Raw genomic sequence first — 15,135 nt, 5'->3', positions numbered from 1 at the left:
CTCACGCTCTCCTCAGGCCTGGCCCGGCTGGCCGCCGTGCGGCGGGTGCAGGTCGCCATCGTGTAGCGGCGCCTGCTCGTCGTGGATGTGCTCGGCCACCGCGTTGGCGTCGCGGCGCGCGCGGCGGGCCCGTTCGCGGTAGTGCTCGTCGGGACGCCGGTCGAGCAGGTCGTAAACCACCGGGATCACGACCAAGGTCAACAGCGTCGAGACCAGCAAGCCACCGATCACGGTGATCGCCATCGGCGAGCGCACTTCGGCGCCTTCGCCGGTCGCTATCGCCAGCGGCAAAAAGCCGAACAAGGTACAGGTGGTGGTCATGATGATCGGCCGCAGTCGCGAACGCGCACCTTCGATCAACGCCTCATGCTTGGCCACGCCGTCCTCGCGCAGCTGATTGACTTTGTCGATCAGGATGATGGCGTTCTTCACCACCAGCCCCACCAGCAGAATCAGTCCGATGAACACCACCACCGATATCGGCGAGCGGGTCAGCACCAGGGCCAGCACCGCGCCGACCAGGGCCAGCGGGATGGTGAACAGGATCACGAACGGATGCAGCAACGATTCGAACTGCGAAGCCATCACCAGGTACACGAGGAAAATCGCCAGCCCGAACGCGAACAGCAACGAATTGATCGACTGCTGCAACTCTTCGCCCTGCCCGCCGATGTGCATCCCCACTTCCGCTCCCAAGGGATCGTCGGCGACCATCTTGTTGACCTCTTCGATCGCGCCGCCCAGATCGATATCGCGCAGATTCGACGAGACGATCGCCACCCGCACCTGATCGGCACGATGTATTTCGCTGGGTCCGCTGGTGGAAACGACATCGGCCACCGAATCCAGCGTCACCGGCCTGCTGCTGCCGGGATTGACGATCAGGCGGCGAATGCTTTCCAACGAAGCGCGATCGGATTCGCGTGCGCGCACCAGCACGTCGATCTTGCGGTCGCGGAAACTGTAGCGTGTGGCGACTTCGCCGCGCACCTTGCGCACCACCACGTCGGCGATCTGGCGCGTGGTCAGGCCCAGCGCGCCAGCGCGTTCCTGGTCGAAGCGAATCTGGATTTCCGGGAAGCCCTGCTCCACCGTGGATTTGACGTCGGTGTAGTGCGGGTTCGCGCGCAGCATCGCCGCCATGCGCTGGCCGGCGCGCTCGATGGTCTGCAGATCCTGGCCGCGCAGTTCGATTTCCAACGGCGTGGAAAAGCTGAACAACTGCGGCCGGGCGAACCCGACCTGCGCGGCCGGATGCGCGCGCATGGTCTCGCGCAGGCGATCGGTCTCACGCGCTTCGATCTCCTTGCTGCCGCCATCGGCCATGACTACGGTGAGCTTGCCGATATTCTCGCCGCTCTCGGTCGGATTGGCGTCCAGACGCGTGCCACTGCCACTGACCCCGAACAAGGCGCGGATGCCGTCGTCTTTGTCGTGCTTGAGCTGCAGTTCGCGCACCACCTTATCGGTTTCGCGCAGCGGCGTGCCCGGCGGCAACTTGACCGTCATTTCGAAGCGGTCCTGGGCCAGTTGCGGAATCAGATCCACCCCCAGCATCGGCACGATCGCCAACGTCGCCACGAACGCGGCGGTCGCCGCGCCCAGCACCAGCCACGGCCGCCGCATCGCGGCCGGAAGCAGTTTGATATAGCTGTGTTCGGCGCGCGCATACGGCGCCATCGCGATGTCGCTGGCCTTGCGCATCACCGGACCTACCACCGCGCCGATCGCACGCCAGATCCGGATCACCAACCAGCTCACGCCGAAGAACGAACCGCGCGCGCCCGCACCGATGCCGCGTCCGGCCGCGGCCAGAGGCTTCTGCAGTTTGGAATCCGGGCGCCAGGGCTCGCGCCCTTGTTCGTCCGGAAACGCCATCGGCGGCCGGCCCTTGAGCGCGCTGAGCATCGGAATCAAGGTCATCGACACGACCAGCGAGATAGCGATGGCCAAAGCCACGGTCAGCGCCTGATCGCGGAACAACTGTCCGGCAATACCTTCGACGAACACCAGCGGCAGAAACACCGCGATGGTGGTCAGGGTCGAGGCCATCACCGCCATGCTCACCTCGCGGGTGCCGCGGATGGCCGCATCGAGAACGCCCAGTCCTCGCTCGCGCGCCTTGGCGATGCTTTCCAGCACGACGATCGAATCGTCCACCACCAGGCCGGTCGCCAAGGCCAGGCCGCCGAGCGACATGACGTTGAGGCTCAGTCCCATCTGGCCCATGAAGAAGAACGTGGTGACGATCGAGACCGGCAGCGACAGGCTGATCACGAACGTGCTCCAGCCATCGCGCAGGAACAGGAAGATGATCAGGATCGCGAGCAGACCGCCGATTACCGCGTCCTTCTTGACGTCGGCGATGGCGTGACGGATGAATTGCGACTGATCGTCGATCGTGGTCAGTTCGACATCCGCCGGAATCTGCGACTTGATCGATTCCAGGCGGGCCTGAATCGCGTCGGCGCTGGCCACGGTGTTGGCGTCGCCTTCCTTGTAGATCGCCAGTTCCACCGCTTCCTTGCCGGCCAGACGGATGATCGCCTCGCGTTCCTTGTAACCCTGGCGGATTTCGGCGATATCCTTGAGTCGGATCGGCATGCCGCCGCCGGGCTTGGTGTTCTCGCTGGCGCTGGCGCTCTGCACCGAAGCCGCCGCGGCCATCGCGTCCGCCGAGCCCGAAGCCGCAGCCACGCGCGCCATTTCCGCCGCCGCATCGGCCGCGGCGCCGCCGCCGGCGGCCTGGGCGGTCACCAGCATTTCGCGGATTTCCGGCACGCTGGCGAATTGATTGACCGTGCGCACCAGATAGCGCTGGCTGCCTTCCTGCAGACTGCCGCCGGAGATATTGATGTTCTCGGCCTTGAGCCGATCGATGACCGTATCGATCGGCAGACTCAGCTGGGCGATCTTCTGCTGGTCGATGTCGACCTGGATTTCGTCCTCCAGACCGCCGCCGACCTTGACTGCGGCGACGCCGTCGACAGGTTCGAGTTTCTTCTTCAGATCGTCGTCGGCGTAGCGGCGCAATTCGGTGAGTCGGCGGATCGCATCGTCCTCGTTGGCCGCCTGGCCCTTGTTGGACAAGGCGATGCGCAGGATCGGCTCGGTCGAGGGATTGAAGCGCAGCAGCACCGGCTTCTTGACGTCCAGCGGCAGTTGCACGACCTCCATCTTGTCGCGCACTTCCAGGCTGGCCTGATCCATGTTGGTGCCCCAGGCGAACTCGAGCACCACGTCGCTCTGGCCGGTGCGCGACACCGATTTGAGCTTACGCAGGCCCTTGACCACGCCGAGCGCTTCCTCGAGCGGCTCGGTCACCAGCGTTTCGATCTCGGTCGGCGCCGCGCCGGTGTATTCGGTGCGCACCGTCAGGGTCGGATAGCTCAGGTCGGGCAGCAGATTGACCTTGAGGCTGTTCAGCGCGATCACGCCGAACAGCAGGAAAGTGATGGTCACCATCGCCACGGTCACGCGGCGACGGGTGGAAAACTCCACCAAGTTAAAGGACGTCGTGTCCGGAAGCTGAGCCACAGTCAGTCCCCACGTTCAAAGAGTTTCGAAAGACGCGGCCGCAGGCCGGCCGCGTCGGACCGCAAGCGTTGCGCTTATTGCTTGTCGGTGGCAGGTTTGACGGGCGTGGCCGCGGCATTGGCGACCGTGGCAGGCTTGATGTTGAGCAACTGCACCTCGGTGCCTTCGCGCAACGCGGTCTTGCCCGCTACCACGACCTGATCGCCGAGCTGGATGCCGGCGCGGATCTCGGCCCAGGCGCCGTCCAGATAACCCAACTTGACCGGCACCCGCGAAACCTTCTTGCCGCGCACCACGAACACCGCCGGATCGCCTTCGTCGTCCAGCAGCGCCGCGCGCGGCACCACCAGCGCGTCGGCGCGGTTGTCGTAGTCGATGCGCAGGCGTCCGAACATACCCGGCTGCAGCACGCCGCCGCCTTCGAAGGCACAGATCACCCGGAACGTGCCGCTGCCCGAATCGACCACCGGAGCGACGCGGTCGACCGTGCCGGAAAAGACCTTGCCGGGCATGGCGTCGACCTGCATCTGCACCGGCAGTCCCGCCTTGAGCGTCGCCAGTTCGCGTTCGGGCACGTTGAGCACGGCTTCCAGGCGCGAGGTGTCGACGATGCGGATGATCGGCGAGTTGATCTGGACGAAGTTGCCGGGCTTGATCGAACGCGAGGCGACCACGCCGGAAATCGGCGCCTCGACCTTGGCGTAGGACACTTCCAGCGTGGCCAGGCGGTTGGCGGCGCGCGCGCTTTCCAGGTCGTAACGCAGCTGATCGGCATCGTTGGCGCTGAGCAGGCGCTGCTCGGCCATCTGCCGGGCGCGCGCGTAGTTGGCTTCCAGCTTGCGCATGGTCGCGCCGGTCTGCGCGGCCTGCTGTTCGGCGCGGGCCGAATCCAGCCGCACCAGCACTTGTCCGGCCTTGACCTGCTGGCCTTCTTCGACCATCACCTCGAAAGCGACGCCCGACGTCTTGGCGACCACCTGCGATTCGGCGCGGGCCTCCAGCGGCGCAGTCCCGGTGTAGCTGGCGGCGATCGCACGGCGCGAGGCCGCCGCGACCTCCACCGGCACCGCGTCGGACGCTTTATCCTTGGCTTCCTTGGCCTGCGCCTCGGCGGCGCCCGCTCCGCCCTTGCAGGCCGACAGTCCCAGAGTGCAAGCCAGGGCCAGGGCGGCCAGAGCCACCGTGCCGCGCACTGCCGGACCACCCTTGCGGTTGTTGGTGAGTTGACGCATTCGAGACGACCCCAAAAATGTTCTATTAATTCGGCGGTTACCGGTCGTATGCCGGTGTTGTATATAGGTATATCACCGACCCGGAAAGCCAACATCCGCCGAAGGTCATGATGACTGGAGCCATGGATTTATTCTGAGGCACGGTAAGCGCGAGCACGGATCGCCGGCGCTTGTCGAGCCTGGATCGCATGGGCATCCAGTCGGCCTTCGGGCGGCATTGCGGGCGCGTTCCGGGACCGGCGTCAGTATGGATGCGTGTTTGGACGGCTTCGTTGCAATCGTCTCGCCGGCTATACTCGCCGACTTGTGCGCGGCTTCGGCCCCGCAGAGCCAGCCACCACCTTTCGCTAGCCACTCGAGATTGCGGACTACGACATGATGCGACCGCTGACGATCGCCGCCTGCTTTGCCCTGACCCTGGTCGCCGCTACCGCGGCCGCACAGGAACCCACCAAGGCCCCGGCTCCCGCCGCAACGGCCGCACCCGCCGCTGCTCCTTCCGCCCCGGCCGCCGCCAAAGGCAATCCGGAAACCGGCCGCATGCTCACCTACACCTGCCAGGGTTGCCACGGCGTTACCGGCTACAAGAACGCTTACCCGAACTACCACGTTCCCAAGATCGTCGGCCAGGCGCCGGAGTACCTGGTCAACGCGCTGACCGAATACAAGAAGGGCGCTCGCAAGCACCCGACGATGCAGGCCCAGGCCCAGAGCTTTTCGGACCAGGACATCGCCGACATCGCCGCCTTCCTTTCCAGCGCCAAGTGAGCCGCCCCATGACGAATTCCAGCCTCCTCAAGAGCGGCCTCGCCATCGCCACGCTCGCTCTTGCCCTGACCGCCTGCTCCGGCGGTGGCGAAGTGCCGGCCGGCCACTCCTCGGCCGACCGCAACGCCGGCCACACCTCCTCGTCCTCGGGCCTGCCGGCCGGGCACATCGCCGAAGGCCAGAAGCTCGCCAGCGTCAAGGGCAAGGCCACCGGCCAGTCCTGCGTGGACTGCCACGGCGCCGAAGGCAATGCGCCGATCGACCCCAGCTACCCGCGTCTGGCCGGCCAGTACCACGACTACATCGCGCACTCGCTGCAGATGTACCGCGACGGCGAGCGCGAGCATGCGTTGATGTCGAGCCAGGCCAAGGATCTGAACGATCAGCAGATCGCCGATCTGGCCGCTTATTTCGGCTCGCGCGACAAGGACATCCAGTTGCGCGATCTGCACGGCATTCACTGAGCCCAGGTATCGGCGCGGCGCGGCCGCGCAGATCGCAGCGAAAACGGCCCGCATGCGGGCCGTTTTTGTGTCCGCCCTTCAACGAATCGATCCGCAGCCCCTGTAGCAGCGGCGCGAGCCGCGACCAACCGCAGAGGTGAACGCGAGCGCCTTCCCCGAAGCCCAGCCACGACAAGGACTAATCCCTGGTCGGCTCGATGGCGATTGCGCAGACGACTAATGCTTGTGTGGGATAAGCAAAAGCGCCGCAGGTCATCGCTTCGGTTGGAGAAGTGGTATGACGTCGCTTCGGTTGATCGCGGCTTGCGCCGCTCCTACAGTCGGACCTCGCCGGTTCGCGATGCCGGCCAGTACCAGTAGCGCGTTCGCAAACGCTGGCCGCCAGATATGCGCGCAGCTTCACCCGCCCTGCGGCGGACGCACGCTGCCGTTGTCTTCCTGCAGATGCTTCTTGAACGGAATATCCGGCGGCGGCCGTGCTTGCGCAGGCTGCTCGTTGAGGTTGGGATCGTCGATGCCGCAACCGCCGCCGGCCATCAACAGCACCACCGAACACTGGATCCGCTTGCTGGTGCCCGGGATCGGAATCATCACCGTCTGCACGCTGCGCCGCACCCACTCGGCAAGTAGGGTTTCGTTCGGCCGCCAGTACTTGTCGAGCGAAGTCGGCTCGTAATCGGTCGGCTTGCGCCGCAGCCAGGTGCCGGCGCGATCGAGGTCCTTGATTTCTTCGGTGATCGTGCCCGGCGGCTTGCCCGGCGAGGCCGAACCCGGCGCATCGGCCAGGCGCAGGCTGCCGTCGCTGTTGTACAGACCCGGCGTGTCGCCGCGCTGCGCGCCGGGACGGTTGCGGGTCGACTCGCCCCAATCGTCGCCGCGCTTGGGCGTGGACCAGGTGCCCGGCGCGGGCGTCGGCTTGGGCCCGGCGCCGGCAGTCGCCGCGGGCGTGCGCGTGGCCGTCGACGGTGACGTGCTGGAGGTGCTGGAGGCGCTGGGATTGGCAGCGGCGTTCGCGGCCGGCGTGGCGGCCGGCGCCGCCGCAGTCGCAGTCGCATCCGGTTGCGCCGACGGCGTAGGAGTAGGCGCGCTTGCCGGCGTGCTCGATTCCGGCGCCGGCGCCGGAATCGAAGGCGTCGGAATCTCGGCCACGCGCACCTGCGGGGTGGCGCTGCGCAGCTGCGGCGTTTCGATCGGGCGGGTCGGCAGCTCGCGCACCGGCAACGACGGCAACGGCGCAGGGATCTCGCGCACCGCGACTTCGCGCGGCTGCGCGGTCACGCTCGGCAGCGCGATTTCGCGCTGCGGCAGTTCGCGCGACGGCGGTTGCACCGGCGCGGGCACCTCGACGGTCCGCAACGGCTGCGCCGAGGGCTCGATCTGCGGTACCCGCAGGCTGTCGTCGACCCGCTTACGCGTCGGCGGCAGCACGAAGATCTGCGGCGAATCGGGCACGGCCTTGCTCACCATCACCGGTTGTTCGACCGTCGGCGGCGGAATCTGCGGTTCGGGAACGTCGCGTTGCGCGACCTCCGGCAACGGCGCCTGCAGCTCCGGCGGCGGCGGCGTGGCGACCGCGACCTGCGGCGGCGACGGTGCAGTCGCGGCCTGCTGGGAAGGCTGCGGCGAAGGTTCGGCGGTCGCGGGCGTCGGCTCGGTCTGCGGCTGATCGCTGGGTTGCTGCTGACCACCGCCGGGTTCGGCGGGCGTGCCCTCGCCGATGTATTCGATCATGGTGACGTTCTCGCCTTCTGGCGGCGGCCGGGTGGCGAAGAACTGCAGATACATCAGCCAGATCAGCAAGCCGCCGAACAGGATGTGCCACAGCAGCGAGACGATGCCGGCGGCCCAGCGCAGGCCGCGTTCTTCCCGCTCCGGCGGCTGCCATTGCTGGCGCCACAAGGTCGCGAAGGCCTGCCAGCGATTGAGCGACTGCGCCCGCCGCGGTGGCGCCAGCAGAGGACGCTGGGCGAGCGCGGCGACCATCGCATCGGAGGTCGCGCCGGTGATCGCCCCGGCCTGATCGCGCATCGACTCCAGCCACGACTGCCAGCCCGGCGGAAACTGACCGGGCGTGGGCGAGTCGCGACGCAGCGAAAGCCGCAACCGTCGCTGCAGGGCTTCGATGATCGATGCGGCGGTGGGCATAGGCTGCGCCGCGCCGGATTCAGGCCGCGGTATCGCGCGGCATGTACGGCGCGTCGCCGGTGTCGTGATCGGTAGCGTCGCGCACCGCGGTCACGCCGGGCACCTTGCTCATCAGGGTGGTTTCGATGCCCTGCTTGAGGGTCACATCGGCCATGCCGCAACCGTGGCAGCCGCCGCCGAAGCGCAGCACGACCACGCCGTCGGCGGTGACTTCCTGCACCGCGACGTTGCCGCGGTGCTGGGCGAGCTGCGGATTGATCTCATGTTCGACCAGCCAGCGCACGCGCTCGACCAGCGAGGCCGACTCGGTCGGCGCTTCGCCCTTGATCTTGGGCGCGCGGATCTGCAACTGGCCGCCGGTGGCTTTGTTTTCGTAGTCGATCTCGGCGCCGTCGAGGTATTGCACGCTGTCGGCGTTCAACCACAGGGTGAAGCCTTCGCAATCCACCGCCCATTCGTCGCCGGCCAGGTCCGCCGGTTCGGCGAACTCCAGCCGCACGTCGGCGCGCGGCGTGCCCGGATGCACCGCCGACAGACGCACGCCCAGGCCCGGCAGGGCCTCGCGCTCGAGCAGCTTGCGGAAGTGCGTCTGGGCGGATTCAGAGATGTTGATCATCGGGCTATTCTAACGGGGTCGGCGCGGCCTTACGCCGCGCATGCATCCTACGACCGTCGGCGATACGATTCCGTTCATGGAAGCCGTCGCCGGCGCCGAAGCAACGCCGCGGCCACGACGCCGGGCCGCCAGGAGTACCCGCATGAACGATCTCATTCCGCTCTCGCAAGCCCATTGTCTGCCCCTTCGCGGCAGCGAACACCGTCTCAGCGAGGCGCGCGTGCGCGAGCTGCTGCCGGAAGTGCCGGGCTGGGAGCTGGCCGAAGACGGCCACGCCCTCACCAAGACCTTCCGCTTCGACGATTACTACCGCACGATGGCGTTCGTGAACGCACTGGCATTCATGGCCCATCGCGAGGATCATCATCCCGACCTAGGCGTCCACTACGACCGCTGCGTGGTGCGTTACTCCACTCACGACGTCGGCGGCCTGAGCGAGAACGACTTCATCTGCGCGGCCAAGGCCGAAGCCCTGACAGGTTGATCACCATGAACGCATCGCGTCGTCGTACCTCCGCCACCGCTTCGCTGCGCCTGCCGATGGCGCTGGCCGTCGGACTGATCGCGACGACCCTGGCCGCCTGCGGCCCGCGTCCGGCCGACGAACCGGTGATTCCGTCCACGCCGCTGCGCGCGGTCAACACGCCGCCGCCGGACTATCCGGCCGAGATCGGCTGCGACCAGATCGGCGGCAAGGTGGTGCTGCAACTCACCGTCGGCGCCGAAGGCAAGCCGACCAAGGTCAATGTGCTAACCAGCAGCAAGACGCCCGCGCTGGACGACGCCGCGGTCAAGGGCGTGCAGCGCTGGCGCTTCGAAGCGGCTACGCGCAACGGCAAACCCGTCGCCACCGACATCCAGGTGCCGGTGACCTTCCACGCGCCGGCGACGCGGCCGGAGCATTGCGGGCAGGCGCCGAGCGGCTTGTAGGCCTCGGCAAATAGGCGGTACCGGTTCATGGCGATTTGAGCCAACAGCGTCGGACCTGAAGACCCTCCCACAAAAGTCTCCAGCCCGACGCGGAAGCTCCATGGTCGCGACCATCGCCGTGGGAGCGACGTCAGCCCTAGCGCGGATAAGTGATTGCCGCAGGCGTTTAACTGCGCGCACATCTGTTTTTTTTCGTCGCCACGAATTCTTTTGTGGGAGGGGCTTCAGCCCCGATGCCTTTCGATCCGATCGCAGCGCACCTACCAGAGCAACAACCCCGCGGAGAGAAAAACGTCGGGGCTGAAGGCCCTCTCCAACAAAAGTCTCCGTCGCGACGCGAAAACTCGATCGTCGCGATCGTCGTCGCCACGCGTCCCGCAAACCTCAGCTCAGGCGATCCAACACCTCGACCAACTCCGGCGCCAGCGGCGCATTGAGCAGATACGGCTCGCGCCCGCCCTCGAGCGCGAATTCCAGGGTCGAGGCGTGCAGGAACAGACGGCGCAGGCCAAACTGGTCGCGCAACTTCTTGTTGACCTCGGCTTCGCCGTACTTGTCGTCGCCGGCGACGGGATGACCGATGTGCTGCGCGTGGACGCGAATCTGGTGGGTGCGGCCGGTTTCGATCCGCACCTCGCAATACGACTGCCCGCCCTTGCGCTCGAGCACCTTGAAGTGACTCAGCGACTCCTTGCCGTCGCGGTGCACCTGGACATGGCGTTCGCCGCCCTGGCGCAGGCCGATGTGCAGCGGCGCGTCCACGCTCATGACTCCGTCGGGCATGCGGCCGGTCAACAAGGCCAGGTAGCGTTTTGCGATACCGCCGTCTTCGCGCATCAAGGCCTGCATCTCGGTCAGTGCGGAACGCTTCTTGGCAACGATCAACAAACCCGAGGTGTCCCGGTCGAGCCGATGCACCAGTTCCAGGGTATGCCCAGGCCGCGAGGCGCGCAGGGTCTCGATCGCGCCGAAACTGATCCCGCTGCCGCCATGGCTGGCCACGCCAGAGGGCTTGTTCAGGGCCAGCAGGCGCGCGTCCTCGAACACGATCGCCGCGTCAAGCGCGTCCATGAAGCCCTTGGGCGGGGCCGCCTTTTCTCCGGGCTCACTGAGACGAACCGGCGGGATCCGCACCTCGTCGCCGGCCTCGAGCTTGCGCTCGGCCTTGGCGCGGCCGCCGTTCACGCGCACCTGACCGGAGCGCACCAGCTTGTAGATCAAGGACCTGGGCGCACCTTTGAGTTGGCCGAGCAGGAAATTATCGAGCCGCTGGCCTTCGCGGTCATCGGGCACGCGCACGGTACGAGCACCGGCATTAGCGGAGTTTGCTGACTGGGTCATCCCGAAGCGTTATCTGTTACACTCGCGACGCGAGATAAGGTTTTGATTTCGCAGGGAGTTGTACCAGCCATAACGCCTGACAAGCGTGCGGCCCGGTACGGGGCCGAAAGCCCCTCCCGCGATTCCGGTCCGCGTCTAACCACTGCCCACGGGGTAGCCATGTTAGCAGCGACGGACCGGCGGAACCGGCCTTCGCCCGATGGGTCAAACCATCGCGATGAACAAAGTTGTGCGACGCCAGGGCCTGACGCTCGATTGAGCCGGTCCGAACCGCCGCCCCGCCCCGTGCGACGTTCGCGTCGCCGGCCTGAAAGTTTTGGAATAGGTAAGAAGCGCTCCCGCGGCGTGCCGTGGTGATGTAGCGCTGGTAGTGGAGGCCTCGCCGGCGCGCGGGCGGCCCGCATTCGTTGCGGCCGACGATCGCGACGGAGGAGCCTGTGTTCCCAGATTGCGAAACGCCATGGCGTTCCGCGCGGTAGAGCGCGCGAGGAACGCAACAATGAAGCGCATGCTGATCAACGCGACGCAGGCGGAAGAACTGCGGGTCGCAATCGTGGACGGTCAAAACCTGTACGACATCGACATCGAACAGCCGTCCAAGGAACAAAAGAAGTCCAACATCTACAAGGGCCGCATCACCCGGCTCGAGCCCTCCCTCGAAGCGGCCTTCATCGATTACGGCGCCGACCGCCACGGCTTTCTGCCGCTGAAGGAAATCTCCCGCGACTACTTCCAGCCCGGCGTCGACCATAACAAGGCCGGCCTGCGCGAACTGCTGCGCGAAGGCCAGGAGATCGTGGTCCAGGTCGACAAGGAAGAACGCGGCAACAAGGGCGCCGCCCTGACCAGCTTCATCTCGCTGGCTGGCCGCTACATGGTGCTGATGCCCAACTCGCCCACCGCCGGCGGCGTTTCGCGCCGGATCGAGGGCGACGACCGCGCCGCCCTCAAGGAGGCGATGGACAAGCTCAACATCCCCGACGACATGGGCGTGATCATCCGCACCGCCGGCGTCGGCCGCGATGCCGAAGAACTGCAGTGGGACCTGGATTACCTGGTCAGCGTGTGGAAGGCGATCACCGACGAGGCGCTCAAGAAGCCGGCCCCGTTCCTGGTCTACCAGGAATCGCGCCTGATCATCCGCGCCCTGCGCGACTACATGCGCCCGGACATCGGCGAGATCCTGGTCGACACCGACGAGATGTACGCCGAAGCGCGCGAGTTCGTCGAGCAGGTCATGCCGCATAACATGCGCAAGCTCAAGAAGTACGCCGACGAAACTCCGCTGTTCAACCGCTTCCAGATCGAGTCGCAGATCGAGAACGCCTACGAGCGCACCGTGCGCCTGCCCTCCGGCGGCGCCCTGGTGATCGACCAGACCGAAGCGCTGACCGCGATCGACGTCAACTCCGCGCGCGCCACCAAGGGCGGCGATATCGAAGAAACCGCGTTCAACACCAACCTGGAAGCGGCCGAGGAAGTCGCCCGCCAGATGCGCCTGCGCGACCTCGGCGGCCTGGTGGTGATCGACTTCATCGACATGTCCTCCAACCGCCATCAGCGCGAGGTTGAGAACAAGCTGCAGAACGCGCTCAAGCAGGACCGCGCGCGCGTGCAGATCGGCCGCATCTCGCGCTTCGGCCTGCTCGAACTCAGCCGCCAGCGCCTGCGCCCGTCGCTGGGCGAGTCCAGCCAGCTGGTGTGCCCGCGCTGCGACGGCCACGGCCGCATGCGCAGCGTCGAATCGCTGTCGTTGTCGATCCTGCGCGTGGCCGAAGAACACGCGATGAAGGAAAACACCGGACAGGTGCTGGTGCAGGCGCCGACCGAGATCGCCAATTTTCTGCTCAACGAAAAGCGCCGCGCGCTGACCGAGATCGAGCAGCGCCACGACTCGCCGATCGTGATCGTCGCCGACGATCAACTCGAAACCCCGCACTACGAAGTCACCCGGGTGCGCGAGAACGAACTGGGCGAAGAAACCATCAAGCCCAGCTACCAGCGAGGCACCCAGCGCAAGCTGCCGGTGCACGCCCTGACCAAGGCGCACCTGAACATCCCCGACGCGCCGGCGGTCACCAACGTCAAACCCCTCCAGCCCGCACCGCTGCGCGAACCCCGCGAAGCGGCCATGGCGGTGGCTCCGCCCCCCGCACCCGTTCCGGTCGCCGCCCCGACCCATTCCATCGGTCTGGTCGAACGCATCCTGCGCATCTTCCGCGGCGCTCCGCAGCCGGCGAAGACGGCGCCCGAATCGGGCGGCCAAGACGGCCGCGGCGGTCAGGAAGGACGCGGTGGACGCAGCGAACGTGCCGATCGCAATAACGGTCAGCGCCGCGGCAACGAACGCAACGGCAAGGGCGGACGCGATGGCGGCCGCCGCGACGAAGCGCGCCTGGAACAGCAGGGCCGCCGCGACAAGCAGGCCCAGCCGCCGCAGGTCGGCCAGCCGAGTCCGCAGAGCCCGCCGCCCAAGCAGAAGCAGCCGCAGCAGCCCAAGCAGGCGCAGCAGCCCAAGCCGCAGAGCCCGCCGCAGAACAACGCGCAGGCGCCGCAGGCCAAGCCGCAGAACGAGGAACGCAACGCTCAGACCAACGGCAATGCCACGCAGACGCCGCGTCCGCCGCGCGAGCCCAGGCCGCCGCGTCAGGACGCTGCCGCCGAAACCGCCGTCGCCGCCGCGATCGTGCCGGCCGCGGTCGCCGCGGCCACGGCCAGTGCTGGTGCGCCGATCGCGATGCCCTCGATGCCCGCGGTGACCGACGAGCCCGCGCTCAAGACCGAAGCCGCCGTCGCCGAAACCGCCAACGCGGCTACGGCCGAAGCGCGCGAAGGCGATGCTGGCGAAGCGGCCGGTGAAGGTGGCGGTCGCCGCCGTCGCGGCCGTCGCGGTGGCCGTCGCCGCCGTCGCGGCAACGGCGAAGCCGGCGCCCTGGGCGAAGGCCAGGGTCAGGACGAGGGCGGTTTCGACGACGAAGACGAGAACGGCGCAGAGCCGGTCTCGGCTCCGGCCGCCGCGCACCGTTCGCAGCCCGAGTTCGATTTCGACGACGAGGCCAATCCGTCGCCGCGCGCCACGCCGGCGACGCCGGCGGCCGCGGCTGCGGTCGTGGCCACGGTGAGCAGCACGTTCGTGCCCTCGGCTCAGGCCGAGACCGGCGCCAGGTCCTCGTTCGCTCAGTTCGGCGAACCGGCCCAGGGCGGCTCCGTTGCCGCGCAGGCCGAGCCGATCTCGCCTCAGCCCGTCCGTGCCGAGCAGGCCGATAGCGAACAGGCACGTAGCGAACAGGCACGCAGCGAGCCGACCCGTAACGAGCAGGCACGCAACGAGCCGACGCATAGCGAGCCAGCAACCGCCGTCTCGTTCGAGGCGCCCGCGAGCAGCTTCGCCAAGCCGAACCTGTCGTTCGGTGCCGAGGCTCCGGTGCAAGCCCCGAGCAGCCCGGCCGAAACCGCCGCGCAGTCGGTCGAGCAGGCGCAACCGGCGCTCGCAGCGATCGAAGCGGTGGCAGTGATCGAGCCGGCACCGGTCCAGGCCGAACCGGCCGCACCCGCGACCATCGAGCCTGCAGTGGTCGTCGAGCGCGAAGTGATCGAAAGCCAGGCCGTGGTGACCGAAGAAGTGGTCGAACGCGAAGTCGTCGTCCCCACCGTCGTTACGCCCAGCGTGGAAGACCTCGGTCGGGCCCAAGCCGCGGCCGCACAGGTCGCTCCGGTCTCGCCGGCCGCCGAAGCCGCAACCGGTCTGCCGATCGAGACCTCCGCGCCGGTGGCGTCGCCGGTCGAGCCTGCTTGGAACCAGACCGCTCCGGACGCGCCCGCCGCGATCGAACCGGCACCGGTCCAAGCCGCTGCACAGGCCGAAGCAGTCGCGCCGTCCGAGGCGGTCGAAACCGAATCGGTCGAACCCGCGAGTCCGCTGACGCCGCGCACCGGCGGCCTGTTCGACACCCTGCCCCATCCGGCCGAACCGGCCCGCGCCGATGCCGCCTCCGCCGCCAGCGAAGGCGCGCAGGCTGCGGAAGCCGACCAGGACGGCGGCCCGGACGACGGACAGCACGAACGCCGCGCCTGATTCCGGGCAAGGATCGATCGCCCCGCG

Annotated in this window: 11 protein-coding genes; 5 read left to right on the top strand and 6 right to left on the bottom strand. The window is 67.4% G+C overall.

The annotated features are described in order from the left end of the window. Positions 1–12: 12 nt before the first annotated feature. Both ACTOWJ_RS22920 and ACTOWJ_RS22915 read right to left on the bottom strand, forming a co-directional pair. Complete coding sequence (locus tag ACTOWJ_RS22920) at positions 13–3,543, bottom strand: efflux RND transporter permease subunit (protein ID WP_441337088.1); 3,531 nt, start codon at positions 3,541–3,543, stop codon at positions 13–15. A gap of 68 nt (positions 3,544–3,611) precedes the next feature. Next, positions 3,612–4,769: an efflux RND transporter periplasmic adaptor subunit gene (locus ACTOWJ_RS22915; RefSeq protein ID WP_441336935.1), complete on the bottom strand. Its 1,158-nt coding sequence runs from the start codon at positions 4,767–4,769 to the stop codon at positions 3,612–3,614. Positions 4,770–5,147: 378 nt separating this feature from the next. Here ACTOWJ_RS22915 and ACTOWJ_RS22910 point away from each other — a divergent pair, with 378 nt between their 5' ends. Then, positions 5,148–5,537, top strand: coding sequence for a c-type cytochrome (locus ACTOWJ_RS22910; RefSeq protein WP_441337087.1), 390 nt, complete (start codon positions 5,148–5,150; stop codon positions 5,535–5,537). 8 nt (positions 5,538–5,545) lie between these two features. Beyond that, positions 5,546–6,001: a c-type cytochrome gene (locus tag ACTOWJ_RS22905; protein WP_441336934.1), complete on the top strand. Its 456-nt coding sequence runs from the start codon at positions 5,546–5,548 to the stop codon at positions 5,999–6,001. Between the two features lie 399 nt (positions 6,002–6,400). On the opposite strand, the gene ACTOWJ_RS22900 is transcribed toward ACTOWJ_RS22905, so the two are convergent. Continuing rightward, entirely contained in the window at positions 6,401–8,146 is a 1,746-nt protein-coding gene (locus tag ACTOWJ_RS22900) for a hypothetical protein (RefSeq protein ID WP_441336933.1), read from the bottom strand. Between the two features lie 19 nt (positions 8,147–8,165). After that, a complete protein-coding gene (locus tag ACTOWJ_RS22895) occupies positions 8,166–8,762 on the bottom strand; it encodes an NfuA family Fe-S biogenesis protein (protein WP_441336932.1) in 597 nt (198 codons plus the stop codon). Positions 8,763–8,904: 142 nt separating this feature from the next. Between ACTOWJ_RS22895 and ACTOWJ_RS22890 the strand changes: the two genes are divergently transcribed. Beyond that, positions 8,905–9,246: a 4a-hydroxytetrahydrobiopterin dehydratase gene (locus tag ACTOWJ_RS22890; RefSeq protein ID WP_441336931.1), complete on the top strand. Its 342-nt coding sequence runs from the start codon at positions 8,905–8,907 to the stop codon at positions 9,244–9,246. Positions 9,247–9,251: 5 nt separating this feature from the next. Further along, positions 9,252–9,692: an energy transducer TonB gene (locus ACTOWJ_RS22885; protein ID WP_441336930.1), complete on the top strand. Its 441-nt coding sequence runs from the start codon at positions 9,252–9,254 to the stop codon at positions 9,690–9,692. 166 nt (positions 9,693–9,858) lie between these two features. On the opposite strand, the gene ACTOWJ_RS22880 is transcribed toward ACTOWJ_RS22885, so the two are convergent. After that, positions 9,859–10,062, bottom strand: a complete 204-nt coding sequence (locus tag ACTOWJ_RS22880) for a DUF6053 domain-containing protein (protein WP_441336929.1) — start codon at positions 10,060–10,062, stop codon at positions 9,859–9,861. A gap of 14 nt (positions 10,063–10,076) precedes the next feature. Further along, positions 10,077–11,033, bottom strand: a complete 957-nt coding sequence (locus ACTOWJ_RS22875; RefSeq protein ID WP_441336928.1) for an RluA family pseudouridine synthase — start codon at positions 11,031–11,033, stop codon at positions 10,077–10,079. Between the two features lie 508 nt (positions 11,034–11,541). Between ACTOWJ_RS22875 and ACTOWJ_RS22870 the strand changes: the two genes are divergently transcribed. Continuing rightward, positions 11,542–15,108 carry an Rne/Rng family ribonuclease gene (locus tag ACTOWJ_RS22870; RefSeq protein WP_441337086.1) on the top strand — a complete coding sequence of 1,189 codons (3,567 nt, stop codon included), beginning with the start codon at positions 11,542–11,544 and terminating at the stop codon, positions 15,106–15,108. Positions 15,109–15,135 lie beyond the last annotated feature (27 nt).

Source organism: Lysobacter sp. CA199, assembly GCF_052078715.1.
GTDB lineage: Bacteria > Pseudomonadota > Gammaproteobacteria > Xanthomonadales > Xanthomonadaceae > Lysobacter.
This window is presented reverse-complemented; position numbering and strand designations above follow the sequence as displayed.

Bases quoted from the DNA above. Each gene is read 5' to 3' on its own strand.
- ACTOWJ_RS22915 (WP_441336935.1), bottom strand. From the start codon at position 4,769: ATGCGTCAACTCACCAACAACCGCAAGGGTGGTCCGGCAGTGCGCGGC.
- ACTOWJ_RS22910 (WP_441337087.1), top strand. From the start codon at position 5,148: ATGCGACCGCTGACGATCGCCGCCTGCTTTGCCCTGACCCTGGTCGCC.
- ACTOWJ_RS22905 (WP_441336934.1), top strand. From the start codon at position 5,546: ATGACGAATTCCAGCCTCCTCAAGAGCGGCCTCGCCATCGCCACGCTC.
- ACTOWJ_RS22900 (WP_441336933.1), bottom strand. From the start codon at position 8,146: ATGCCCACCGCCGCATCGATCATCGAAGCCCTGCAGCGACGGTTGCGG.
- ACTOWJ_RS22895 (WP_441336932.1), bottom strand. From the start codon at position 8,762: ATGATCAACATCTCTGAATCCGCCCAGACGCACTTCCGCAAGCTGCTC.
- ACTOWJ_RS22890 (WP_441336931.1), top strand. From the start codon at position 8,905: ATGAACGATCTCATTCCGCTCTCGCAAGCCCATTGTCTGCCCCTTCGC.
- ACTOWJ_RS22885 (WP_441336930.1), top strand. From the start codon at position 9,252: ATGAACGCATCGCGTCGTCGTACCTCCGCCACCGCTTCGCTGCGCCTG.
- ACTOWJ_RS22875 (WP_441336928.1), bottom strand. From the start codon at position 11,033: ATGACCCAGTCAGCAAACTCCGCTAATGCCGGTGCTCGTACCGTGCGC.
- ACTOWJ_RS22870 (WP_441337086.1), top strand. From the start codon at position 11,542: ATGCTGATCAACGCGACGCAGGCGGAAGAACTGCGGGTCGCAATCGTG.